General features: G+C 73.1%; 22 protein-coding genes and 1 tRNA gene. 11 read left to right on the plus strand and 12 right to left on the minus strand.

The genetic code is table 11. The annotated features are described in order from the left end of the window. A complete protein-coding gene (locus ABEB03_RS06835) occupies positions 1 to 2,451 on the plus strand; it encodes a phosphoribosyltransferase (RefSeq protein ID WP_345642793.1) in 2,451 nt (816 codons plus the stop codon). Further along, the gene (locus ABEB03_RS06840) at positions 2,451 to 3,278 is read left to right on the plus strand and encodes an HAD family hydrolase (protein ID WP_345642796.1); all 828 of its coding nucleotides are present in this window, start codon (positions 2,451 to 2,453) and stop codon (positions 3,276 to 3,278) included. Before ABEB03_RS06835 ends, ABEB03_RS06840 begins: the two co-directional genes overlap by 1 nt. A gap of 105 nt (positions 3,279 to 3,383) precedes the next feature. Here the strand turns inward: ABEB03_RS06840 and ABEB03_RS06845 are convergent, their stop codons facing one another. The 3 genes from ABEB03_RS06845 to ABEB03_RS06855 form a co-directional block, all read right to left on the minus strand. Beyond that, positions 3,384 to 3,608: an FmdB family zinc ribbon protein gene (locus ABEB03_RS06845; protein WP_345642799.1), complete on the minus strand. Its 225-nt coding sequence runs from the start codon at positions 3,606 to 3,608 to the stop codon at positions 3,384 to 3,386. A 528-nt stretch (positions 3,609 to 4,136) separates the two neighbouring features. Then, entirely contained in the window at positions 4,137 to 5,546 is a 1,410-nt protein-coding gene (locus ABEB03_RS06850; protein WP_345642802.1) for a coiled-coil domain-containing protein, read from the minus strand. 75 nt (positions 5,547 to 5,621) lie between these two features. Then, complete coding sequence (locus ABEB03_RS06855) at positions 5,622 to 6,398, minus strand: DUF4097 family beta strand repeat-containing protein (protein ID WP_345642805.1); 777 nt, start codon at positions 6,396 to 6,398, stop codon at positions 5,622 to 5,624. A 218-nt stretch (positions 6,399 to 6,616) separates the two neighbouring features. Here ABEB03_RS06855 and ABEB03_RS06860 point away from each other — a divergent pair. Next, positions 6,617 to 6,691, plus strand: a tRNA-Val gene (locus ABEB03_RS06860). Positions 6,692 to 6,890: 199 nt separating this feature from the next. Here ABEB03_RS06860 and ABEB03_RS06865 read toward each other — a convergent pair. After that, complete coding sequence (locus ABEB03_RS06865; RefSeq protein ID WP_345642808.1) at positions 6,891 to 7,361, minus strand: VOC family protein; 471 nt, start codon at positions 7,359 to 7,361, stop codon at positions 6,891 to 6,893. A gap of 428 nt (positions 7,362 to 7,789) precedes the next feature. Between ABEB03_RS06865 and ABEB03_RS06870 the strand changes: the two genes are divergently transcribed. Next, a complete protein-coding gene (locus ABEB03_RS06870; RefSeq protein ID WP_345642811.1) occupies positions 7,790 to 8,848 on the plus strand; it encodes a zinc-dependent alcohol dehydrogenase family protein in 1,059 nt (352 codons plus the stop codon). A 321-nt stretch (positions 8,849 to 9,169) separates the two neighbouring features. On the opposite strand, the gene ABEB03_RS06875 is transcribed toward ABEB03_RS06870, so the two are convergent. Further along, positions 9,170 to 9,514, minus strand: a complete 345-nt coding sequence (locus ABEB03_RS06875; RefSeq protein ID WP_095934020.1) for a hypothetical protein — start codon at positions 9,512 to 9,514, stop codon at positions 9,170 to 9,172. 204 nt (positions 9,515 to 9,718) lie between these two features. Here ABEB03_RS06875 and ABEB03_RS06880 point away from each other — a divergent pair, with 204 nt between their 5' ends. The 4 genes from ABEB03_RS06880 (at position 9,719) to ABEB03_RS06895 (ending at position 13,179) form a co-directional block, all read left to right on the plus strand. Beyond that, on the plus strand, positions 9,719 to 10,189 hold the full coding sequence (locus tag ABEB03_RS06880; protein WP_345642819.1) for a MarR family winged helix-turn-helix transcriptional regulator: 471 nt from the start codon (positions 9,719 to 9,721) through the stop codon (positions 10,187 to 10,189). Further along, a complete protein-coding gene (locus ABEB03_RS06885) occupies positions 10,189 to 11,604 on the plus strand; it encodes an MFS transporter (RefSeq protein WP_345642824.1) in 1,416 nt (471 codons plus the stop codon). Before ABEB03_RS06880 ends, ABEB03_RS06885 begins: the two co-directional genes overlap by 1 nt. 2 nt (positions 11,605 to 11,606) lie before the next feature. Beyond that, complete coding sequence (locus tag ABEB03_RS06890; protein ID WP_345642827.1) at positions 11,607 to 12,194, plus strand: hydrolase; 588 nt, start codon at positions 11,607 to 11,609, stop codon at positions 12,192 to 12,194. 88 nt (positions 12,195 to 12,282) lie between these two features. Then, the gene (locus ABEB03_RS06895; RefSeq protein ID WP_345642830.1) at positions 12,283 to 13,179 is read left to right on the plus strand and encodes a LysR family transcriptional regulator; all 897 of its coding nucleotides are present in this window, start codon (positions 12,283 to 12,285) and stop codon (positions 13,177 to 13,179) included. A gap of 91 nt (positions 13,180 to 13,270) precedes the next feature. On the opposite strand, the gene ABEB03_RS06900 is transcribed toward ABEB03_RS06895, so the two are convergent. Both ABEB03_RS06900 and ABEB03_RS06905 read right to left on the minus strand, forming a co-directional pair. After that, complete coding sequence (locus tag ABEB03_RS06900; protein WP_345642833.1) at positions 13,271 to 14,179, minus strand: ketopantoate reductase family protein; 909 nt, start codon at positions 14,177 to 14,179, stop codon at positions 13,271 to 13,273. A 129-nt stretch (positions 14,180 to 14,308) separates the two neighbouring features. After that, entirely contained in the window at positions 14,309 to 15,082 is a 774-nt protein-coding gene (locus tag ABEB03_RS06905; RefSeq protein ID WP_345642835.1) for an MBL fold metallo-hydrolase, read from the minus strand. A gap of 167 nt (positions 15,083 to 15,249) precedes the next feature. Between ABEB03_RS06905 and ABEB03_RS06910 the strand changes: the two genes are divergently transcribed. Continuing rightward, the gene (locus ABEB03_RS06910) at positions 15,250 to 15,477 is read left to right on the plus strand and encodes a DUF2277 domain-containing protein (RefSeq protein ID WP_345642838.1); all 228 of its coding nucleotides are present in this window, start codon (positions 15,250 to 15,252) and stop codon (positions 15,475 to 15,477) included. 88 nt (positions 15,478 to 15,565) lie between these two features. Here ABEB03_RS06910 and ABEB03_RS06915 read toward each other — a convergent pair whose 3' ends face one another. The 5 genes from ABEB03_RS06915 to ABEB03_RS06935 form a co-directional block, all read right to left on the minus strand. Further along, positions 15,566 to 16,189: a DedA family protein gene (locus tag ABEB03_RS06915; RefSeq protein WP_345642841.1), complete on the minus strand. Its 624-nt coding sequence runs from the start codon at positions 16,187 to 16,189 to the stop codon at positions 15,566 to 15,568. Between the two features lie 248 nt (positions 16,190 to 16,437). Further along, positions 16,438 to 16,890 (minus strand): DoxX family protein, encoded by a 453-nt coding sequence (locus ABEB03_RS06920; protein ID WP_345642844.1) that lies wholly within the window; start codon positions 16,888 to 16,890, stop codon positions 16,438 to 16,440. An 88-nt stretch (positions 16,891 to 16,978) separates the two neighbouring features. Then, a complete protein-coding gene (locus tag ABEB03_RS06925; protein ID WP_425589190.1) occupies positions 16,979 to 19,030 on the minus strand; it encodes an FAD/NAD(P)-binding protein in 2,052 nt (683 codons plus the stop codon). 151 nt (positions 19,031 to 19,181) lie between these two features. Beyond that, positions 19,182 to 20,981 carry an alkaline phosphatase D family protein gene (locus ABEB03_RS06930; protein WP_345642849.1) on the minus strand — a complete coding sequence of 600 codons (1,800 nt, stop codon included), beginning with the start codon at positions 20,979 to 20,981 and terminating at the stop codon, positions 19,182 to 19,184. Between the two features lie 112 nt (positions 20,982 to 21,093). Continuing rightward, complete coding sequence (locus ABEB03_RS06935; protein ID WP_028800892.1) at positions 21,094 to 21,738, minus strand: HNH endonuclease family protein; 645 nt, start codon at positions 21,736 to 21,738, stop codon at positions 21,094 to 21,096. A 491-nt stretch (positions 21,739 to 22,229) separates the two neighbouring features. Between ABEB03_RS06935 and ABEB03_RS06940 the strand changes: the two genes are divergently transcribed. Continuing rightward, the gene (locus ABEB03_RS06940) at positions 22,230 to 22,811 is read left to right on the plus strand and encodes a TMEM165/GDT1 family protein (RefSeq protein ID WP_345642857.1); all 582 of its coding nucleotides are present in this window, start codon (positions 22,230 to 22,232) and stop codon (positions 22,809 to 22,811) included. Positions 22,812 to 23,079: 268 nt separating this feature from the next. After that, complete coding sequence (locus tag ABEB03_RS06945) at positions 23,080 to 23,742, plus strand: HAD family hydrolase (RefSeq protein ID WP_345642859.1); 663 nt, start codon at positions 23,080 to 23,082, stop codon at positions 23,740 to 23,742. Positions 23,743 to 23,872 lie beyond the last annotated feature (130 nt).

Genomic DNA, 23,872 nt, shown 5'->3' on the forward strand with positions numbered 1-23,872 from the left:
ATGAACAACGCTGTGAACGACGTCGTGTGGACGGGTACGTGGGTCGCCGAGCGACTCGGCGTCGAACTCGTCGGGGACGAGCGGCTCGGCGAGCTGCTGGGGCTGGCGCTGCGCCGCAACCCCAAGCGCGCCCACCTCCTCGTGTCCAACGTCCTCGGCAAGCACGTACCGCAGTCGCCGTCCGTGGTGTACGGCCACGGGTTCGCGCTCGGCCGCCGGGTTCGCGACCTGCTCGGCGCCGAGGACGCCCGCGCCGCCGTCGTCGTCGGATACGCGGAGACGGCCACCGGGCTCGGCCACTCCGTCGCGGACGGCCTGGGCGTCGCGCCCTACCTGCACTCCACCCGCCGCCCCGTCGCGGGCGTCGCCACGGCGGGCGGATTCGAGGAGTCCCACTCGCACGCCACCTCGCACCTCCTGCTGCCCGAGGACCCCGCCCTGCTGGCCGGCAGCGGCCCCCTGGTCCTCGTCGACGACGAGTTCTCCACGGGCAACACCGTCCTCAACACCGTCCGCGCCCTGCACGAGCGCTACCCCCGCGAGCGGTACGTCGTGGTGGCCCTCGTCGACATGCGCTCCGCCGCCGACCTGGGCCGCCTGGAGGAGCTCGCCGCGGAGATCGGTGCGCGCGTCGACCTGGTGTCCGCGGCCTCGGGCACCGTACGGCTCCCCGCGGGCGTCCTGGAGAAGGGCCAGGCCCTCGTCGCCGCCCACGAGCCGGCGCCGCCCGCCCCGGCCGCGCACGGCAACGCCGCGAAGGCCGTCCGGGTCGAGCTGGGCTGGCCCCGCGGCGTCCCCGACGGCGGACGGCACGGATTCACGCCCGGCCACCGAATACGCCTGGAGGGCGCCCTGCCCGCCATGGCCGCGCGGCTCGCCGACGCCCTCCCCGACGGCGCGCGCCGGGTGCTCGTGCTCGGCTTCGAGGAGCTGATGTACGCGCCGCTCAGACTGGCACGCGAGCTGGAGCAGGTCGTGGCCGCCGAGGTGCGGTACTCCACGACCACCCGGTCCCCGGTCCTCGCCCTCGACGACCCCGGCTACGCCATCCGCAGCCGCATCGTCTTCCCCGCCCACGACGACCCCGACGACGGCCCCGGCGAGCGCTACGCCTACAACGTCGCGGGCGCCGGCTTCGACGCCGTCGTCGCCGTCGTCGACTCCGTCGCCGACACCCCGGAGCTGCACGCCCCCGACGGCCTGCTGGCCCGGCTCGCGGAGCACACACCGAGCGTCCTGCTCGCCGTCGTCCCCTCGTACGTCCCCGCTCGGACGCCGACCGAAAGGCCCTCCATGCTCCCCGAGCCCCTCCGCGGCCCCGCCTTCTCCTCGTACGCGCCGGACGAGGTCGGCTGGCTGCTCCAGGACCTCTCGGACGTGGGCCTGGAGGCGCCGACCGAGGAACGCGAGGAGGCGATCCAGAGCGGCGGCGCGCACTACGCGGAGTCGCTGCCCGTCGAGTACCAGCCGAACGCCCAGTACCAGGAGCTGTTCCACACGGCCCTCGCCGACTCCGCCGCCCGCCTCGCCCAGGCCGTCGGCGCCGTCACCGAGATCGTCCTCGCCGAACGGTCGCCGCGACCGGTGCTGGTGTCCCTGGCCCGCGCCGGCACCCCCGTCGGCGTCCTGATGCGCCGCTGGGCCGAACACCGCCACGACCTCGACCTGCCGCACTACGCCGTGTCCATCGTCCGCGGACGCGGCATCGACGCCAACGCACTGCGCTGGCTGGCCGCCCACCACGACCCGGCCGACGTCGTCTTCGTCGACGGCTGGACCGGCAAGGGTGCCATCACCCGCGAACTCGCCGACGCCATCGAGGAGTTCGAGGCATCCGACGGCATCACCGGCTTCGACCCGGAGATCGCGGTCCTCGCCGACCCCGGCTCCTGCGTCCGCACGTACGGCACCCGCGAGGACTTCCTCATCCCCTCCGCCTGCCTCAACTCGACCGTCTCGGGCCTGATCTCGCGCACCGTGCTCCGCTCCGACCTGGTCGGCGAACACGACTTCCACGGCGCGAAGTTCTACCGCGAACTCGCCGGCTCCGACGTCTCCGCCGACTTCCTGGACGCCGTCGCGGCCCGCTTCGACGACGTCGCCGACGCGGCCTGCGCCCAGGCCAAGGAACTTCTCGCCGCCGACCGCACCCCCACCTGGGAAGGCTGGGCGGCGGTCGAGCGGATCAGCGAGGAGTACGGCATCCACGACGTGAACCTGGTCAAGCCGGGCGTCGGCGAGACCACCCGTGTCCTGCTGCGACGCGTCCCCTGGAAGATCCTCGCCAGGACCGGAGCGGGCGCCGACCTCGCCCACGTACGCCTGCTCGCCGAGCAGCGCGGCGTGCCCGTCGAGGAGGTCGACGAACTTCCCTACACCTGCGTGGGGTTGATCCACCCGAAGTACACCAGGGGCGCGACGGGCGCCGACGGCAAGGCGGTGACCGCCTGATGTCCGCGCCCAAGGTGCTCGTCGCCAGCGACCTCGACCGCACGCTGATCTACTCCTCCGCGGCCCTCGCACTCACCATGCCCGACGCGCGGGCGCCCCGGCTGCTCTGCGTCGAGGTGCACGAGAGCAAGCCCCTGTCGTACATGACGGAGGCCGCGGCCGGACTGCTCACCGGGCTCGGCGACACAGCGCACTTCGTGCCCACCACGACCCGCACCCGCAAGCAGTACCAGCGCATCAACCTGCCGGGGCCCGCGCCGAAGTACGCGATCTGCGCCAACGGCGGGCACCTGCTCGTCGACGGGGTGTCGGACCCCGGCTGGCACGCGCAGGTGACGGCGCGGCTCGCCTCGGAGTGCGCGCCGCTGGCCGAGGTACGCGAGCACCTGGAGGCCACCGCGGACCCCGCCTGGGTGCGCAAGCACCGGGTCGCCGAGGACCTGTTCGTCTACCTCGTGGTGGAGCGCGAACTGCTCCCCGAGGAATGGGTGAAGGACCTCGCCGTGTGGGCGGAGAGCCGCGGCTGGACGGTGTCGTTGCAGGGCCGCAAGATCTACGCGGTGCCGAAGCCGCTCACCAAGAGCGCCGCCGTGCGGGAGATCGCCCGCCGCACCGGCGCCGAGCTCACGCTCGCCGCCGGGGACTCCCTCCTCGACGCCGACCTCCTGCTCGCCGCCGACCGCGGCTGGCGCCCCGGCCACGGCGAACTCGCCGACGCGGACTGGACGGCGGCCGCGATCACCGCACTCCCGGAACGCGGAGTACTGGCGGGGGAGCGGATCCTGCGGGAGTTCGTACGGGCCAGCGACGGCGGCGGGCGCGGCTGACCTCTCGTTTCGCTCCCCAGGGGCGGCGAGGGGCCGCTGTTCGCGGTCCCGGGAACGCGGTCGTCGCGTACCGCCGGTCCCCGGGAAACCGCTCGGACCGATGGGTCAGCCGCAGCAGCCCCCGCCGCAGCAACCGCCGCCACCGCCGGCGCGCGGCGCAGGGGCCGGTGCGGACGACGATCCGCCCGTGGCGACGGCGACCGTCGACAGCAGCTTCACCGTGTCGTCGTGCCCGGCGGGGCAGGCCGCGGGGGCGGAGGACTCCGCCATCGGGCGGCTGAGTTCGAAGGTGTCGCCGCAGGTCCGGCAGCGGTACTCGTAGCGAGGCATGCGCACAGGTTAGCCCGGGACGGGCGGGCGCGCGGAGTCTCTGCGCCCGCCCGTCCCGGACCGGTCCTCCTCGTGAGAGCGGGCTCCTCGGCCGGGCGGCAGCGCCGGGAGGCGCCGGCCTCAGATACCCCACGGCCTCCGCCCGCGGGGAGGGCGCACACCGGCACCCGCTGAGGGACGGCCGGCACCTGTGGAGGGACGGCCGGCACCTTCGGAGGGGCGACCGGCACCTTCGGAGGGACGGCCGGCACCTGTGGAGGGACGGCCGGCACTTGAGGACGGACGGCCGGCGCTTGAGGACGGACGGCCGACGCTGTGGAGGGGCTGCCGACACCGGCCGGGGCCCCACATCGCCGGGGCACTGCCGCCCCCGGGGGGTACCGCCGCCGCGGGCCGGGGCACGGCGCACCAGGCCGGAATCCCGCGCCCTGGCCGGGGCACGGCGCACCAGGCCGGATCCCGCGCCCTGGCCGGGGCACGGCGCACCAGGCCGGAATCCCGCCGATCAGGCGCCCGCGCCGCACTCCCTCAGGCGCCCGCGCCGCGCTCCTCGCGGATCTGGGAGACCACCCGCGCCACCGTCTGCCGCACGGCCTCCGTCTCCGTCAGGAAGTGCCAGTAGTCGGGGTGGCGGCCCTCCAGCGTGGCGACGGCACGGTCCAGCCGGGCGACCGAGTCGTCGAGCGGGCGGGCGTGCCGCGGATCGGGCGTGCTGCGGCCCGCCATGGCGAGTCGCTGGGCGTCACGGACGGCGAAGCGCGTGCGGTCGATCTCCTGCTGCGGGTCCTTGGAGACCGCGTTCAGCCGTTGCAGCCGGTCACCGGCCGCGGACACGGCCTCGTCCGTGTTGTTCAGCAGCGCACGCACCGTGGACAGCAGCGAGGTGGCGTCCGGCCAGCGCTGCTCGTCCCGCGCGGCCCGCGCCTCCTTCAGCTTGAGCTCCGCCTGCCGCACGCTCTCCGCGGCCTGCTCCGGTACGTGCTGGAGGTCCTGCCAGCACGCGGCCGAGAAGCGGCGCCTGAGCTCGCTCAGCACCGGCTCCACCTGCCCGGACCGCGTGGTCAGCGCCTGCGCGCGGGTCCGCAGCGAGACGAGCCGGTGGTCGATCTCGGCGGCCCGCTCGGGCAGCCGCTCCGCCTCCGCGCGCACCGCCCCGGCCTCGCGCGAGACCCGTTCGGCCCGTTCCAGTGTCTCGGGCACGCCGTGCCGTCCGGCCCCCTGGTTGAGCTTGGTCAGTTCGGGTCCGAGAGCGGCGAGCCGGGCGGCGAGGTCGTCGGCCCGGAGCCCCGAGCCCCGTACGCCGTCCAGCGCGTTCGACGCGGCGAGCAGGGCCTGCCGGGCCCGCTCGACGGCCGGGGCCAGCCGGGCGAGCTGGGTCTCGGCCTTGCCGAGCAGCGGACCGAGCCCCTGCTCGAAGCGCTCCAGGTCGGACTTGACCCGGCCCAGGTCGTCCTTGGCGGCGGTCAGCTCCGTGCGGGCCCGTACGGCGGCCGAGGCCTCCAGGTCGTCCCGGTCGAGGTCGTGGGCGTCCACGGCGGTGATGTACCGGTGGCTGGCCTCGTCGATCCGCCGGCCGAGCGCCTCGAAGTCGGCGACGGCACGGCGCGCGGCGGGGGAGTCGTCGACGGCCGTGATGGTCTCGATGGAGATGCGCAGATCGCGCTGGGCGGTGTCGAGTTCGTAGAACGCGGCGGCAGCGGCGTCCTTGGCGGCCTGCGCCTCGGCCCGCTGGCTCTCGGCACGTCCGCCGAACCACCGCCGGGTACCGCCGCCCGCGAAGGCGGCGGGCAGCGCGAGAACGGCCAGCAGAGGAAGGGCGATGAGGGCGAGGGTGTCGTGGGCGGGCCGACGACGGGTCCGGGCCGGCGACGGTGGGCGGTGTGCCGACCGTGTGCATGGCTCGAACGGCGAGTACGGCTGCGCAGGTGTCGCCGTCACATCCCTCTCCCGTGCTGTCATCCGCCTTGCCCGGCTGTCATTCTCCCACCGGTTGAAGACGAACACACGGGCCGGTCAGTTCGCGGTTCGCACCGTGATCTTTCCGTCGCCGGTGTGGGCGGTGACGACGTGGGAGCTGCTGTCGGCACGGGGCACGGACACCCGTACCGATCCGTCGCCGCTCCCGGTGTTCACGCGGTACGTCGCCCTGGGCAGCGCGATCGAGACGGAGCCGTCCTGGCTGTGGGACTCCACCAGGTCCGGCACGGCGGCGAGTTCGAGCCGCACCGAGCCGTCCTGGGTGCGGGCCCGCACCTGCCGCGAGCCGACGCCGAGCGCGTGGATCGAGCCGTCGGCGCTGCGCAGGTCCAGCGGCCCCGAGGAGTCGGACACCCGGACCGAACCGTCCGACGTACGGATGGTCAGCGGCTCCTCGAAGCCGCGCGCCGTCACCCGCCCGTCCCCGTCGTCGACGGTGACAGCGACGCCGCGCGGCACCACGATCCGGTGCCGGGCCGAGCAGTCGGCGACCACGCCCGAGCACTTCATCCGCAGCACGAGCCGGTCGTCGTCCTTCATCGCCCAGGTGACCTCGGGGTCGCCGCCGACGACGACGTGCCCCTGGAACCACCGGGTGACCTCGACCCGGCCGGCCTTCGCGGAGTCCGAGACCACCAGGTCGAGCGCGGAGTCGTCGGAGTCGACGGTGAGGGTCCGGCCGTGCAGGCCGAACGCGCGGTGTTCGGGTTCCTTGTCGTCCCCGGCGGACGCGCCACAGGCGGTGGCGGTCGCGACGAGGGCCGCCACGACCCCGGTGACGGCGGCCGCGCGGACGGCGACGGATCGGGCCATGGTGATCTCCCCCTGAGAAGAACGGCGACAAGCGCCGGGCCTCTCGGGACGTATCTCCGACGCCCTTCGACCGTACGGACCGGGCCCGTCCCGGGGCATCCGGACGGCTCCCGAATCCGAGGTGGGGATAACCCCCCGCCCGCCTTGCGCCCCCGGCGCCGCCCCGATACGGGTTTGCGGGGCACGCCCTCCGGCAATGTAGGCTGTCGACTCGTCCTGGGCGCGTAGCTCAGCGGTAGAGCGCCGCCCTTACAAGGCGGATGTCGGCGGTTCGAAACCGTCCGCGCCCACCAGGACAAAGACCCCCAACCGATCATGGCTGGGGGTCTTTGGCATCCGGATCTGACGTCAGCGTCGGGACCGCTCGCGCTGAAGGCGCCGCGTGAGCAGCCGGATCGTGCGGCTGACCGCCTCGCGCTGCGTGTCTGGACAACGTGTGGGCATGGACGTTCATCGTGACGGCCTGATGACGCACACGCGGAACGCGGTGTGTCAGGCCGAGGCGTCGGCGTCCTGCGTGGTGGCCGCGAACGCCTCGGGGCCCTGCTCCGCCGCCGCAGGGTCCATCCACATGACCTGCCAGCCGTGGCCGTCGAGGTCGTAGAAGCTGCGCGAGTACATGAAGCCGTAGTCCTCGGCGCCGTCGACCTCGGTGCCGCCCGCCGCGAGCGCAGCGGCGCCGACCGTGTCGACCTCGTCGCGGGACGACACGCTGAAGCAGTACAACGCCAGCGTGTGCGTGGTGGGATCGGCCATCGGCAGTTTCGAGAACTCCGCGAACTTCTCGCGGCTGAGCAGCATGACGAAGGCGTGCTCGCCGACCAGCATGCAGGTGGAAGTCTCGTCGGTGAACATCGGGTTGAAGCTGAACCCGAGCTTGGCGAAGAACGCCTTGCTGCGCTCGAGGTCCGCGACGGGGATGTTCACGAACAGCATGCGGCCGGGGTGTGCGGGAGTGGTCATGGTGGGTCTCCAGTCGGTGGCTCGATGGCGTACGTCCTGGTAGACCGGCCCGGTCGGCGGAACTCATCGGTGGATCCCGGCGGTTCGAGACCGTCCGCGTCCAGCAATTCCAGGGCACGAGAAAGGCACAGGTCAGCGGGTGGGAGTCCGTGAGTCTGGCCCTTGATCCTTCTCGGGCGCTCGGGGCTGCCGTGCCATGTAAGTGCTGCCGTGCCACGTACGTGCCGAATGGGCCGGCGGAGGCTGGATTGCAGGGCCCGTCGCCAGCGCTTAGCGTGAGGTTAGGGACTCCAGAGGCTCACGGGTGCGGTGCGTGCGGTGGACTTGGCAGGGCATGCGCCCGGGGTCCGGCCCGTCGCGGTGATCGCCCGCCGCAGTGCGGAGGTCATCGGGCGCCGAGAGACGAAAGGCTGCCCATGCCGCACACCATGCGCGCGCTCGTAGCCGGAGAGGTCGGCGAGCCGGCCGAGGTCCTGCGGCTGGAGACCCGGCCTGTGCCCACGCCGGAAGCCGGTCGGGCGTTGATCCGTGTGAAGGCGACTCCGATTCACGCCAGCGATCTGCACGTGCTGCGTGGCCGCTACGGTTTCTCCCCTCAATTCCCCGCAGTCGGGGGCAACATGGAATGCGTCGGCCGTGTCGAGGCGCTGGGCCCGGACACCGAGGGGCTGAAGATCGGCGACCGCGTGGTGAACGCTGCCGTACCGGCGGTGCCCGGGCCACAGGTGGCCGGCACTTGGCAGGAATACCTTGTTGCCGATGTGCGAAGGCTCCTGCCGGTACCCGGTCATCTGAGCGACTCCGACGCCTGCCAGCTCGCCGTCAACCCGTTGACCGCGCTGCTCCTAGTGACACGCGAACTCGACGTACAGCCGGGGGAATGGCTGTTGCAGACGGCCGCGGGCTCCACCGTCGGCCGGCTCGTCATCCAGCTGGCCAGGCATCTGGGCATTCCCACGATCAACGTCGTGCGGCGGCGCGATGCCGTCGAGGAGATCAGAGCGCTGGGTGGAGACGAGGTCGTCTGCACGGCGGACGAGGACCTGTTGCAGCGTGTGGCCGAGATCGCGGGAGCGGCCGGCGTGCACAAGGCCGTCGACTGTGTCGCGGGACCCGTGGGCGCCCAGGTGTCCCAGGCGCTGGCCCCGGGAGGAGAGGTCGTGGTCTACGGTGCGCTCTCCACCCATCGGCAGACCGACCCGGCGGCGCTGACGATCCCGCTGCAGGCACGCTCGGTCATCTACGAGACCAAAGCGGTTCGAGGCTTTTGGCTCAACCGCTGGTTCGGCACCGTCTCACCTGAGGATGCGCTGGACGCGCTGTCCGAGGTCCGCACGCTCGTCGCTGACGGTGTGCTGACCATCCCTCCGGGCCGGCCGTTCCCGCTCGAACGCTTCACCGAAGCCATCTCGCTCGCCGAGACACCCGCACGTGGTGCCAAGCCGCTCTTCGTCTTCGAAGACGGCCTGGACGGTGACGACGGGTAGGGCGCGATCCGGCCGGTGCCGGTGCCGGTGCCGGCACCGGTATCAGTGTCAGTGCCGGTGTCGGCGGTGGCGCGGCCGCCGTCCGGCCTGCGGCCTGCGGCCTGCGGCCTGCGGCCTGCGGCCTGCGGCCTGCGACCTGCGGCCTGCGGCGTCTGCCCGTGCGGGTCCTTTCCCTCGCTCTCCGTGAGGACCACGGCACCGGTCGCCGACGGGCGCCGGCTCGAGGCGGAGGCGACGAGGCCGGCAGGTGGGCTCCAGTGGGCCCCGGTGCCCCGGTGCCCCGGTGCCCCGGTGCAGGCGCGCGCGTCGCGTCCCGGTGGTTCACGCCGGGTCCGGCCCCGGCGCCTCGTGGGCGTGCTTGAGCCTCATACGGGCGTCGACCGTCTCCGGAGGGGCGACCTCGGACCAGAACCGGTGGCCGGACACGAACACGGCGAGCTCGCGCTCCCGTTGCCGGAGCTTTTCCACCTCGGCCTGCTCGTCGGAGGTCCAGCCGGGGGAGGCGGGGCGTTCCACCTTGCGCCAGCCGCCCGTGTCGCTGAAGCCGTCCAGCGGTTCCACGGACCAGGGGAGTCGTTTCAGCAGGGCCAGCAGTTCGGCCCGGACCTGATGCAGCTCCTCCTGACCGGCGAGGAGGTCACTCGGAAAGTCATAGGTCGCAGCCACGCCGCAATGCTACGCCTGTTCGATTTTGGGATGCGAGTTCATTGGGGGACTTCACGCGAACGGGTGTCCGGGCGGCCTTCCGTTGCCGTTAGAGGTCCCGTTTATGCAGGTCAGAGTCTTGGTGGCGGATCGGTGAGGGATTGGTCAGGCAAGACTGTCCAGGCTGAACTGGACAGTTTGAACTGAAGAAATTATCGTGACGGCATGGACCAGAACCCCGACGCCCGGGGCGGGAGTGCCGACGGAGTCTCCGAGTCGGCCGCCCGCGCCGCCGGTGATCTGCGTGTGGCGTTCAGCCGGCTGCGGCGACGGATACGTGAGGTCGCCGAGACGTACGACCTCACGCCCTCCCAGTTCTCCGCGCTCACCCTGCTCAGCAAGAGCGGGGCCGCGACGGCCAGCGGGCTCGCCGCCGCCGAGGGCGTCCGGCCGCAGTCCATCGCCGCCACCCTCGCCGTGCTCGACGAGCGCGGGCTGATCGCGCGGAACCCGGATCCCGGCGACGGCAGGCGGCAGGTGATCACCCTCACCGACGCCGGACGCGACCGCGTCGAGGGCACCCGGCAGGCGCGCGAGGAATGGCTGGCCCGGGCCTTCCAGCACCACTGCACCGAGGCCGAGAGGCAGACCGTCATCGAGGCGATGGCCCTGCTGGACCGGCTCACCCGGCCGTGATGGCCACGCTCCGCAAAGAGCAGCGCTTCCCCGCGACCCGGCGCCGGCCGCCCGCCGACGGCTTCGACCGGCGCCTGATCGCCCCCATGGTCCTGGGTTCGGTGCTGAACCCGGTCAACTCCTCGATGATCGCTGTGGCGTTGGTGCCGATCGGCGCCGCGCTCGGCGCACCCCCCGCGCAGACCGCGTGGCTCGTGTCGGGCCTCTACCTCGCCACCGCCGTGGGCCAGCCCGTCATCGGCCGGCTCGTCGACATGTACGGACCCCGCCGCCTCTACCTCATCGGTACGGCGCTCGTGGGGGCCGCGGGTCTCCTCGGCGCCCTCGCCCCGAGCCTCGGCGCCCTGGTCGCCGCCCGTGTGCTGCTCGGCTTCGGCACCTCGGCCGCGTACCCGGCCGCCATGCACCTCACCCGCAGCGAGGCGGAACGCACCGGACACGACAGCCCGGCCGGCGTACTGACCGCGCTCGCGATCGGGAGCCAGACCGTCGCCGTCGTCGGACCTACCCTCGGCGGAGTGCTCATCGGTCTGGGCGGCTGGCGCACCGTCTTCCTCGTCAACGTGCCGCTGTCGCTGGCCTGCCTCGTCCTCGGTGCCCGGCGCCTGCCGCCCGGCCCCGCCGCGCGGCGCACCGGGAAGAGCGTCGACCTGCCCGGGATGGCGCTCTTCGCCGCCCTGCTCGTCGCGCTGATGCTGTTCCTGATGGAGCCCGGGGCCGGCCTCTGGTACCTGCCCGCGCTCGCCGCCTTCGCGGGAGCCGCCTTCGCCGTGCGGGAGCTGCGCGTCCCGGAGCCCTTCATCGACCTGCGCGTGCTCGGCGGCAACATCCCCCTCCTCGCCACCTTCGTACGCCAACTCCTCGCCTACACCACGGCGTACGGGGTCCTGTACGGATACACGCAGTGGCTGGAGGAGGGCCGCGGACTGCACGCCGCCACCGCGGGCCTCGTCCTGCTGCCGCTGTCGCTGAGCGCGCTCGTGGTCTCCGGCGTGACCGGGCGGCGCGAGGCGGTCCGCGGCAAGCTCGTCGCCGGCGCCCTCGTCCAGGCCGCCGGCTGTACCGGCCTGCTGCTCGCGGACGCCCGCAGCGCGCTCTGGCTGCTCGTCGCACTCGGCGTCGTCATGGGCGTACCGCAGGGCCTCAACGGCCTCGCCAACCAGACCGCGCTCTACCGCCAGGCCGACCCCGCCCGCATGGGCTCCGCGGCCGGACTGCTGCGCACGTTCATGTACCTCGGCGCGATGGCCGCCTCGGCCGCCGACGCCGCGTACTTCCCGCACGGCGCCCACACCGGGGGCCTGCACCACCTGGCCCTCTTCATGCTCGCCTGCAGCGCGCTGCTGCTGGTGACGACCTTCCTCGACCGATCCCTCCGCACCACCACCCCCACCCCTGTTCCAGGAAAGGCCTGACCATGGCTGTCACCACGCTCGACCCCCGTACCGCGCTCGTCGTCATCGACCTCCAGCGCGGCATCGTCGGCGCCCCGAACCTCACCCCCAACAGCCCCGCCGACGTCGTGGCCCGCTCCGTCGAACTCGCCGACGCCTTCCGCGAGCAGGGCCTGCCCGTCGTCCTCGTGCGCGTGACGGCCGCCGCCGACGGTTCGGACGCCGCGCCCGGCCGCGTCGACGGCGGCAGCTCGTCCCGCAGTTGGCCGGAGGGCTGGGACGTCGTCGTCGACGAACTCTCCGGCCACCCCGGGGACATCGTCGTGACCAAGCGCAACTGGGGCGCCTTCTACGGCACCGACCTCGACCTCCAGCTCCGCCGCCGCGGCGTCACCCAGATCGTGCTGACCGGCATCGCCACCAGCATCGGTGTGGAGTCCACCGCCCGCGCCGCCCACGAGCACGGCTACCACGTCACCCTGGCCACCGACGCCATGGCCGACATGAACGCCGACAGCCACCGCAACAGCGTCGAGCGCATCTTCCCCCGGCTCGGCGAGACGGGCACCACCGCCGAGATCGTCGAGCTGCTGGCCAAGACCCGGCTGTGACCCGCGGCGCGGCGCACCTGCCGGGGACTCCGTGCCCGGCAGGACGCGCCGGAGGCGACCCGGTGCGGCACCGCTAACTTGGTGCCTCGTGACCCTGGATGATCTGCGTATCTTCGTCGCCGTCTGTCGGGCCGGGAGCCTCAGCGCCGTGGCCCGCGAGCTGGGCTGCACCCAGTCGGCGGTGAGTCAGCACGTACGGCGTCTGGAGCGCGAGGTCGGCGTCGGGCTCGTGGAGCGGCAGGCGCGGGGCGTCGTCCCGACACGGGCCGGGCGCCTGCTGGAACGGGCCGCCGCCGAAGGGATATCCGGGCTCGACCTCGCGCTGCAACGGCTGGACGAGATGGTGCGCGGGGGCGGCGGAGCGGTGCGGATCGCCACCGGCGGCGCGACCGTGCGGCACTTCATGGCCGACGCCGTGGTCGAGTTCCGGCAACGGTATCCGCGGGTGAGCCTGGAGTTCCAGACCGAGAACTCCAGCCGGAGCTGCTTCGAGGCGCTCGGCGACCACGGACTCGACCTCGCCTGGGTCACCCTCGGGCCGCCCCGGCGGGGGGTCGAGCAGCGGACCGTCGTGTCACTGCCGTGGGTGCTCGCCGTGCGCGCCGACGACGAACTCGCCGAGCGGGAGCGCATCGAGGGGGAGGAACTGGCCGGGATGCGGCTGATCGGGCTGCCCGAGAACTCCACCTCACGAGCCCATCTCGACGCCTCCTACCGGGAATTGGGGATACCGTCGGGCGCCTTCGACACCAGTGTCGCCGACTGGGACACCGCCGTCCTGCTCGCCGGACTCGGCCTCGGCCATGCCGTCGTGCCCGCGCTGCCCGGATGGGGACCCGGCCGTGACGGCCTCCGCTTCGTCCCGGTCCCGGCGCTCCCGCCGCTGCCCGTCGGCTGGGCCGTCCGCCAGTGGGAGGCCCTGTCACCGGCGGCCCGCGCCTTCGCGGACACGGTGACGCGCCACTGCCGGCCCTCGGGACCGTGACGCGTCACCGCCGTCTCTCGGGGCCGTGACGCGTCACCGCCGAACCCCGGCACGGTGACGCGCCGCGGCCGGTCCTGTGCCGGGGCGCGGATCAGGATCCGTCCGGACCCGCCAACTCCCGTACCAGGCCGCTCGCGACCGGCACCGGTACCCCGAACCGCTCGGCGGCGCGCAGCAACGCCCCGCCGATCGCGTCCAGTTCCAGCGTGCGGCCCGCCTCCGCGTCGCGCTGCATGGAGGACTTGGTGCCGGGCGGGAAGGCGTCGTAGCGGGCGAGGGCGGCGGCCGCGTCGACGGGTGCCCCGCTCGCGCGGCTCACCGCCGCGACCTCCTCCGTCAGGGCCACCAACTCCGCGCGGTGCCGGGTGCGTACGTCACCGAGCGGCACCCCGTACCGGGTGGTCAGCAGGGCGAAGGGGGCGAGGAACGACATCTTCGCCCACAGCACCGCCGCCTCGTCCTCCTGGACCCGGACGCGCACACCGGCCCGCTCCAGCGCTCCGGCGAGGGCGTCGACCCGCTCGCGGGGTGCCGTGTCGCCGGTGAGGTCGACCTCGGCGAACGGGCTGCCGTGCTCGATCACCCCCGGCGAGACGCGGGTCGACTCGACACGGATCACCGCGGGCGCCACCTGCTCGGAGCGGTAGAGCTTGCGCAGGGCCGCCGGGTGCTCGACACCGTTCAGGAACGGCACGACGAGACCGGCGTCCCCCAGGGCCTTCGCCGGGACGCGTTCGAGGGCGGCGTCGAGTGCCGTGGCCTTGACGGCGACGAAGCACGCGTCGACGGGCTCGCGCAGTACCGTGTCCGCCTCCACGCGCGCCGTGAAGTCGCCGAAGTGGCCGCTGCGGACCTCGATGCCGTCCGTGCCCAGCACCCGCGCGGTCTCCTCGCCGGCCAGACAGATCACCCGGTGGCCGGTGCGGGACAGGAGCGCGGCGAGCAGACCGCCGACCCCGCCCGGACCCAGTACCGCCACCGTCAGCCGGTCATTCGCCATGGTTCCTCGATCCTTTGGCCGCGGCCCCCGGACGAGAGCCCCGGCGATGATCACAAGCCCCGGACATCCGAGTCAATCCTCGGAGAGGCTTGCCCAAGTGCAAGGTTCTGCTTGGGTGTTGCGCGTCGTCTACGGCAGGCGTACGGAGGCGCCCGGCTCCAGGAGGTGCAGCCGGTCCGTGAGACCGGCCTCCGCGAAGGCCTTGGTGAGCGAGGCACCGTCCTGCGTGAAGTGGCCCCAGTGCTCGAAGTGCAGCGGTACGACATGGCGGGCGCCCAGGATGTCGGCGGCCCTTGCGGCGTCCTCGCTCGTCAGGGTCAGCGGGGCGTCGGGCACCAGCGGAGTACGGGCGGCGCCCGCGAACAGCACGGCCACGTCGAAGGGACCCTCGCGTCCGGCGATCGCGCGGACGACGTCCAGGGACGCGTTGTCGCCGCTGACGTACACCTTGGGCAGACCGTCCCCGGACAGGACGAAGCCGGTCACCTCGCCCACGACGGGCTCCGAGCCGTCGGGGCCGTGCTGCGCGGGCACGGCGGTCACCCGCAGGGTGCCGCCGCCGGGGCGCGGCAGTTCGACGTGCTCCCAGGAGGGCAGGGCCCGCACGGGTGCGCCGATACGGTCGTACGCCGATGCCGTGGACAGGGTCACAGGGGCGCCTCGGAGGTAGGCGCGCCCGGACGCGTCGAGGTTGTCGGGGTGCTGGTCGTGCGAGAGCAGGACGGCGTCGACCGGGCCGATCTCGGCGGCCGGGAGCGCGGGCCCCGCCGTCTTCACCAGCTTCCGCGAGCCGATGGGGTACTCGCCGGGGGCGTCGAAGGTCGGGTCGGTCAGCAGCCGCACGCCGCCGATCTCGACGACCGAGGTCGGGCCGCCGACGTACAGGATCTCCACTGTGGTCATGCCCAGCACAAGGGGGCGTGGAGCGGCGCTATTCCCGGACTCGGCCGTACGGCAGCGGCTCGCGCGCGGCGTTCGTACGTTGTGCGGCACGGCTTCTCGTACGCGGTGCGGCACGGCGTCCCGTGCCCGGGTTCCCGGGACGGGGGCGTACGCGCGAGACTGGGCGCATGTGCCGCAGCATCAAGACGCTCCGTCCGCCCGTGCTCCCCGAAGAGGCGACCGAGGAGGAGATCCGCGCCGCCGCCCTTCAGTACGTCCGCAAGGTGTCCGGCTTCCGGGCCCCCGCCGCCCACAACCGTGAGGTCTTCGACCGGGCGGTCGAGGCCGTCGCGGCGGCCACCGCCGAACTGCTCGGTTCACTGGAGGTGCGCGGGGCCGCGCAGCGCGCCGGATAGCCCCCGGCCCGCCCGCGCCACGCCCGCGGGCCTGCGCGGGAACGGCGGTTCGTGTCGTGTACGCCGGCGCCGGGGTGTCGGCCCGGTGTCAGGCGCGGGTGCCGGTCCCCTCGACGACCGGACGCCGCATGAGGTACGCCGCGCCCACGCCCGCGACGAGCAGCGCCGCGAAGGAGACCCCCGTGGCCAGCCAGGTCGCGCCCAGCCACTGGCCGCCGAAGTAGCCGAGGGCCACGCTGTATCCGGCCCAGCTCAGGCCCGCGAGGATGGACCAGGGCAGGAACTCGCGCACCCTGCGGTGGGCCGCGCCCGCGCCGAGCGAGACGACCGAGCGGCCGGCCGGGGCGAAGCGGGCGATGACGACCAGGACTCCGCCGCCGCGCGAGAGGGCCACGCCGAGACGTTCCTGCGCCCTGGTCAGACGGCGGGACCGGGCGATCGCCCGGTCCAGGCGCTCGCCGCCGCGCCAGGCCAGCCGGTACGCGACCAGATCACCCAGCACGGAGGCGGTGGCCGCGCACAGGGTGAGCACCAGCATGTCGGGCACGGCGTGCGGGACGGCGCCGGTGGCGGAGCCCGCCGCGGCCGTGGCGGCCGTGATGACGAGGACGCCGCTCGGCAGTATCGGCAGGAACACGTCCAGCAGGACGGACATGGCGACGGCCGCGTAGATCCATGGGCTGCCCGTCAGCGACCCCATACTTTCCAGCACTGCAACACTCCCCCTGAAATCCCCCGTAGGCACGACCACGCCGCGACGTCGCGGGGAGCGGCACGGCGGCCTGTAACAGCCATACAGCGTACGCCGCGGGTGTGACAGGAGATCCACGGGGGGCTCATGTGTCAGTCACATCACGTTCACGCCGCGTCACCCGAGTCGAGTCGGGTACGACGGCGCCCGGTCCCCCGTACCGCTCGTACGGAGGACCGGGGGCCGTCGTCGTGCGCGCGGTGTCGGGGTCAGGCCGCGACGGGCTCCGAGGACCGCTTCTCCTCGGCGGTGGGTGAGGTGCGGCCGGTGAGGAGGCGGTCGAGGCCGAGCGCGCCGGACCCGGTGAAGACGAGCAGGAGCATCGCCCAGCAGAACAGCGCGGAGAGCTCGCCGCCGTTCTGGATCGGCCACAGCGCCGCCGACTGGTGCACGTCGAAGTAGGCGTACGCCATCGAGCCGGACGAGAGGAACGCGGCGGCGCGGGTGCCGAGGCCGAGCAGCACGAGGGCGCCGCCGACGAGCTGGATCACGGCCGCGTACCAGCCGGGCCAGGTGCCCGCGTCGATGGTGCCGCCGGTGCCGGAGGCGCCGCCGAGCACACCGAAGAGCGAGGCGGCGCCGTGTGCGGCGAACAACAGTCCGACGACCATGCGGAACAGGCCGACGGCGTAGGGCTGGGCGCTGTCGAGGCGTCCGGTCATGTGGGGGACTCCTTCGGTCTGGTCCGGCCCGTGGGGGGACCGGATCGTGGGGGGACGGAACCGAGTGAGCCACCAACGTTAGGTTACCCTAATCAATGCTTGCAAGTTCAACATTCGGCCAAGCGTGGGCTTCCGCTTCCGGTTCCGTTTCCCGTTCCGTCCCGGCCGACGTCGCGCGCAGCACGGCCCGTGCCACCGCGTCGGCGTCCGACAGCGTGACCGAGTCCACGCCGGGCCGGGCCCCGGCCGCGGTCACCCAGTGCACGCCCTCCGTGGGCACCCCGAACGCGAACCTCCTTGGATGCGAACGCCCTTGACGGTCGATCAGGAAATAGGGGCGCGGTGTGACGTCCAGTCCGCCGGTCTCGTAGCCGTCGACGGTGTGCGGGCGGCACTGCCCCGTCCTCAACAGCCGGCCGAGGAGCTGGTCGGCCGTCCTGCGCACATCCGGTTCCGGTAGCCGCGCCTCCACGAGCGTCGTGGCGCGTACGGCGGACCCCGGGACGTCGGGGGAGTGCGCGACCCAGACGCCGTCCTCGGCCCGCACCTCCAGCCGGGGGCCCAGGACGCTCAGCACGCCCGCCTCGATCAGCGCGGACATCTCCTCGATGCGCCGCCGGGGCGGGCCGATGGAGAGGAACGCGTTGAGCGGTGTGTACCAGCGGTCCAGGTGCGCCCGCCGCGAGTCGCCGGACAGGCCACGGTGGTCCACGATCTGCCGGAGTTCGTTGCGCAGGTCGCGCAGCACGTCGAGGGCGGCCTTCAGGGGCCCTTCGACATTGCCGAGCGCGGCCTGCTCCGCGTCTTGGCGCAGATGGCCGAGCAGCCAGTCGCGCCAGGCGCCGGGGCCGGCGAAGGCCCGGCCGGCGTACGGGCGCGAGAGCCGGTCCCAGGACCAGCGTTCGCCGGGCGCGATGCCGAACTCGTCGAGCAGGCGCGCCTCCTGGGGGTCGCGGTGCGGTACGCCGAGGAAGCGGTCCCTGAAGTCGCCGGGAAGGCGCCCGACGGATGCGGGGCCGCCGATCCTGTTCAACAGGCCCTCGTAGTAGACCGTTTCCACCTCCTTGGCGACCAACGGCCATATCTCGCCCAGGAATTCGGGCGCGTCACCGGAGTCGGCGCGCTTGCGGAAGCCCGATATCACCTCGTCGCTGAGGACGAGCGGGGTGTGACGGCCGTACGGGCCCTTGGCGTTGTCGCCGCGCGCCTGGTACGGGACACCACGCCGGGAGCCGGCGTACAGCCGCGGCTCCTTCCCCGAGGGCCGGTAGCGCAGGCCCGCGTCCGTGCGCGTGAAACGGCCGCCGCGGCCCGCGGTCAGCAGCGCCATGTGGTCGAAGAAGTTGAGGCCGAGCCCGCGCAGCAGCACCGGTTCGCCGGGGGCGAGGGGGGAGAGGTCGACGTCGGCCGGGTTGGCGGGCGGGACATGGCGCAGCCCGTGCCGCCCCGCGTGCGCGGACAGGCGCCGCTCCGCGGGATCCGCGAGCGCCGGGAGATGGCCCTGCGCGAGGACGACGGCGGCCAGGCCGGACAGGGTGCGGCCGGTGGACAGGACGAGGTCCTGCCGGCCGTCGTGAGCGTCGTCGAGCCGGGTCGCCCGCGCCGCGTGCACCTCCACCCGCACCGCGGACGGCGCTCCGCGCACCACCTCGCCGAAGACCCATTCCAGGTAGCGGCCGTAGCGGGCGCGGGTCGGGTAGTCGTCGGGCCCCAGCTCGCCGCGCGCCCACGCGTGCAGGCTGGGTCCCGGACGGATCGGTCCCGAGCAGTCCACGCTCTCGTCGGTGAACAGGGTCACCTGGGAGGCCACGGTGTTCATCAGGAGGTGCGGCGACTGCGCGGTGCGCCAGACGCGGCCGGGTCCCGGCGGGTCCGGATCGACGACGTGGACGGTCAGCGGGGTGCCGGGCGGGAGGAGTTCCGGCGCGGACGCGCACAGCCGTTCCAGGACGCTCGTGCCGCGCGGGCCGGCTCCGACGAGGGCGACGGAGACGCCGGCGGTCCCGGCCGGTGGTGGGGGGTCTCCCTGTTCGAGCGCGGCCGAGAACTCGGGTGGGGGTCCCCCCTGTTCGAGCGCAGCCGAGAACTCGGGGGAGGGTGCTGCAGACAAAGGTGTGACTCCCGGGCGTGTGGGGCGCATGGCAGCAGACCGCCCGCTGGAAGCGGACGGTCCGCCTCATCATGCCGCCGTACGGTACGGGAACCGAGCCCTGGTGCGGATGATCCGCGCCGGGTGTGGGACGCGTCACGGGCATCACGGACAACGTGGCCAACAACCGGCCCCAAGGGGCCTATTGCGGGGTGAGTGGGGTGAGGACGGACTCCGTCACGGTCGTCAGACGGACCCGGCCGGCGGTCGCGTCGCCGCTGCGGCCGCTGCTGCCGCGCACCTCCAGCGCCTGTTCGAGCCGCAGCGTCGCCGAACGCCCGCGCAGGGTCAGCGTCATCAGCTGATTGCCGAACCAGGGGCCGCCGGTCTTCCGCCAGTCCACCGGTGGCCGGGGGCAGCGGCCGTGCCGGGCGAGCCGGTGCCCGAGCGTGCGGGCGAGACGGCTCCAGCCGAAACGGAAACCGAGCCGTATGGAGAGCGGGATCTGGTTGTGGACCGGTGAGCAGGTCAGCTGGAGGACCGTGGCCTCGGGCCGGCGGCCCGGCCAGGACGGCTCGGCGACGTAGGCGTGATGGACGTCCCCGGACAGCACGAGCACGGTCGCGGGAGCCGCGATCCCGGTCCCGCCCCCGACTCCGGCCCCGGCCACCTCGGTTCCGGCCGTCTCGGCCCCGGCTCCCGCCGAAGTCCCCGCCGCCGCTTCCTCCAGGGCTCGCGTCCGCGACCCCGCCTCCGCGTTCGACCCCGCCTCCGCGATCAGAGCCGTCAGCGACTCGAACGACGACGGGAAGGCGGCCCAGTGCTCCAGATCCGCCCGCCTGCGCAGCCCCTCGCCGAACCGCGCCCACCGGGCGCCCCGTTCGCCCCTGCACAGCGCGGCGTTCCACGTCTCGGCGTCGTGCACCAGGTGTGGCAGCAGCCAGGGGAGCGAGGTGCCGATGAGGAGGTGGTCGTACGAGCCGGGCGCGTCCAGCGCCTGTTCCCGCAGCCACCGTTCCTCGCCCGGGTCCAGCATCGACCGGTTCGACTCCTCCAGGACGCGGGCCGCCCGGGTGTCGAGCATCAGGACCCGGGTGCGGCCGAAGTCGCGGCGGTAGCTCCAGCGCACGGAGGCCGGGTCGGCGTCGGCCTGGGCGGCGAAGGCGCGCAGCACATCGGTGCCGTCGGGCGTCTCGCGCACCGCGGCGTACAGCAGGTCCTCGGACAGCTCGCGCGGGGAGAGGTTGCCGAGGTGCTGGTGGACCCAGTACGACATCAGGCCGCTCAGCACCCGCTCGCGCCACCACGGGGTGGCCCGCATGTCGGCGACCCAGGCGGCGCTGGTGTTCCAGTCGTCGATGACGTCGTGGTCGTCGAAGATCATGCAGCTGGGCACGGTGGACAGCAGCCAGCGGATCTCGGGGTCCAGCCAGGACTCGTCATAGAGGCGGGTGTACTCCTCGTAGTCCGCGACCTGGCTGCCCGGGGGATCGGCGAGACCCCGCCGCGCCGCGATCCATTCCCTGGTTGACCTGGAGACCTCGTCCGCGTACACCTGGTCGCCCAACAGCAGCAGTACGTCCGGGCGTTCGCCGTCGGGGTCGGCGGCGATGCGGGCCGCGAGGGTGTCCAGGGCGTCGGGCCCGACCGGGTCCTTCTCGTCCGCGGGCGGCGCGGCCCAGCGGCAGGAGCCGAAGGTGACGCGGACCGGGGCGTCCGGCTCGGGGGTGCGGACCACCGAGGGAGGGAAGGGGGAGTCGGGCAGCGGCCACACGGTGGTGCCGTCCAGCACGACCTCGTACGTGCGGACGGTGCCCGGTGTCAGTCCGTCGACCGGCACCAACGCGTAGTGGTGGCCGTCGACTTGGAAGGTCTCGGCGCTGCCGTGGGCGCCGTCGGCGCACCGCACCTCGGCGGTGCACGGACGGCTCGTCTCGACCCAGAAGGTCGCCGACGAGCCGTCGACATACCTCAGCAGCGGTCCCAGGCGCAGCTCCGCCATGTGATCACCCCTCCTCCGTCGCCCCGTACGGTACGGAACGACGGAGGCCGGTGGGGAGGTTCCGGAGACAGCGCGCTGCGGCGGAGCGGCGCGCGGGACGGGACCGGCCGGGTCAGCAGCCGCTGAGCACCGAGCTGAGCTTGGACTTCTCGGCGGAGTCGACCGAGAGGTTGTAGTAGTACTTCACCTGGACCCAGGCGCGGACGTAGGTGCAGGCGTACGAGCTGAGCGGGGGCATCCACTCGGCCGGGTCCTGGTCGCTCTTCTGCTGGTTCACGTTGTCGGTGACCGCGATGAGCTGGGGGCGGGTCACGTCGTTGGCGAACGCCTGGCGCTGTGCGGTGGTCCAGGCGCCGGCGCCGGAGTCCCAGGCCTCGGCCAGCGGCACGAGGTGGTCGATGTCCAGGTCGGAGGCGGCGGTCCAGGTGGCGCCGTCGTAGGCCGAGCGCCAGGTGCCGCTGGTGGCCGCGCACGCGGAGTCGGTGACGACGTTCGTGCCGTCGCGCTTGAGGATGTACTCACGGGTGTTGCAGGTGCCGCTGATGGTGATCCACGTGGGGAACAGATCACGGTTGTAGCCCGTGCGGTTCTCCGTCGCCACCTTCAGCGAGGCGAGGTAGGTGCGGGCGGTGGCGGCGCTGACCGGGGTCGGCAGTGCGGCGGAGGCGGTCGGGCCGTTGAAAATCCCGGCCATGGCTATCAGGCCCGTGACGGCTGCGAGTATGCTCAGTCGTCGACGCGCGTAGACCTTTGGCATGCGAACTCCCTTGGAGTGGGGGGCCGTTGGGGGTGAGCGAGCACATGCTTGCGGCGGCGTGTTTCCGGAGGGTGTGGCTCGGGTTAGAAGCTAGTGACGTGCACATGACACGACAAGGTCTGTGGCGGGATCTTCGCGAGGTCCCCACGTCGCCGGTGGCCCCTTTTGTCGCCTTGCGCCCGATGTGACCAAAGTCCCTGTCGGGGCCGGGCCGGTGTCGCGTAGCATGGACGGCGCAGAAGGGGAGTAGCTCTTCGCCGGACCGTCGACATACTGCTCAGCTCGTCTGAGCCGGCGCCCGGAGGCAGGCCTCGTCCACGAGGCCGGCCAGCGAGACCTTCGGCAAGCAGTGCACCGCCCGTGCCGTGTCCTTCGGCGTGGGTGCTCCTGTCCGCGCCTCCCGGCGTGGGCGCCGCCGTGTGCTGCCGTGCCGAGGTGTCGCAGCGCAGCAACAGCACTCTCGGTGGGGCAGCCCGACCGATTGAGGAATTTTGATCAGCATCAGCGTGATGGCGCTCGTCTTCGGTGTCGTCTTCCTTGCCGAGCTGCCGGACAAGACCGCGCTCGCCGGGCTCGTCCTCGGCACCCGCTACCGCGCCTCGTACGTCTTCGCCGGTGTCGCCGCCGCGTTCGCCCTGCACGTCGCGCTCGCCGTCGCGGCGGGCAGCGTCCTGACCCTGCTGCCGCAGCAGATCGTGCACGCGCTCACCGGCGTGCTCTTCCTCGGTGGTGCCGCGGTCCTGCTCATGAAGAAGGACGAGGACGAGGAGGAGATCCGCAAGCCCGAGAACCAGAGTTTCTGGAAGGTCTCCGGCGCGGGTTTCATGCTCATCCTCGTCGCCGAGTTCGGTGACCTGACCCAGATCATGACGGCGAACCTCGCCGCCCGCTACGACGACCCGCTGTCCGTCGGTCTCGGTGCCGTCCTCGCCCTGTGGGCGGTCGCGGGCCTCGGCATCGTCGGCGGCAAGGCCCTGATGAAGCGGGTGCCGCTGGAGCTGATCACCAAGGTGGCGGCCGTGCTGATGCTCGGACTGGGTGTCTGGAGCCTGTACGAGGCGGTCGCGGGCTGACGTCCCGCCGCGCCGTCGGGCCGCGCTGCGGCGCCGCCGGGCCGGGCGGCCGGAGGGGGTACGTCGGTGTCCCTGAGGTGTCGTCCGGGTGGCCGCTCGTCGCGGGGGTGACGAGCCGCAGGTCAGGCCCGGTGGCGCGGCACCCCTCTTGTTTTGTATCGTAAAAGAACAAAGTGGCTCCCGTCCGCACCTCCCTGACCGGCGGACGGGGCCGCCTTGTTCCCAGGGGCACCCCCGTGCCCCTTTCCCGCGCCTTGGAGCATTGCCGATGACGACGGCCCCCACCGTTCTGACCGCCCGCGCCCTCCTCCTCGACATGGACGGCACCCTCGTCAACTCCGACGCCGTCGTCGAACGCTGCTGGCGCCGCTGGGCCGACCGTCACGGCCTGGACGGCGACGAGGTCATGAAGGTCGTCCACGGCCGGCAGGGCTACGCCTCGATGGCGATGCTGCTGCCCGACCGGCCCATGGAGCAGAACCACACGGACAACGCGCGCATGCTCGCCGAGGAGACCGCCGACATGGACGGCGTCGTCGCGATCGCGGGCGCCCACGACTTCCTGGCCTCCCTCACGGGACTGCCGCACGCGCTCGTCACCTCGGCGGACGTGGCGCTGTCCACCGCACGGATGGCCGCCGCCGGGCTGGAACTGCCCGACGTGCGGGTCACCGCCGAGTCCGTCGGGGCGAGCAAGCCCGATCCCGAGGGGTTCCTCAAGGGGGCGGCGGAGCTGGGTGTCGCTCCCGAGGACTGCGTCGTCTTCGAGGACTCGGGGGCGGGGATCGAGGCGGGCAAGGCCGCCGGGATGACGGTGGTCGGGATCGGTCCCCGGGCCGGACTGCACGGCCCGGACGTCCTCGTCGCCGACCTGACGCAGGTCCGCGTCGTGCCCGCGGAGGACGGCACCCTCCGTCTCCACTTCGGCTGAGCCCCGCCCGCGCCGGCCGCTGCGTGAACCCCGACTGCGTCGCCCAGGCCGGCGCCGGGCTGCTCCGCCCGCTCTGAGCCCCGGCTTCTTCGTGCCCCGGGCCGAGGGCAGTCCGCGCCCCGCGTCTCTC

It is taken from the genome of Streptomyces siamensis (assembly GCF_039543605.1).
GTDB lineage: Bacteria > Actinomycetota > Actinomycetes > Streptomycetales > Streptomycetaceae > Streptomyces > Streptomyces siamensis.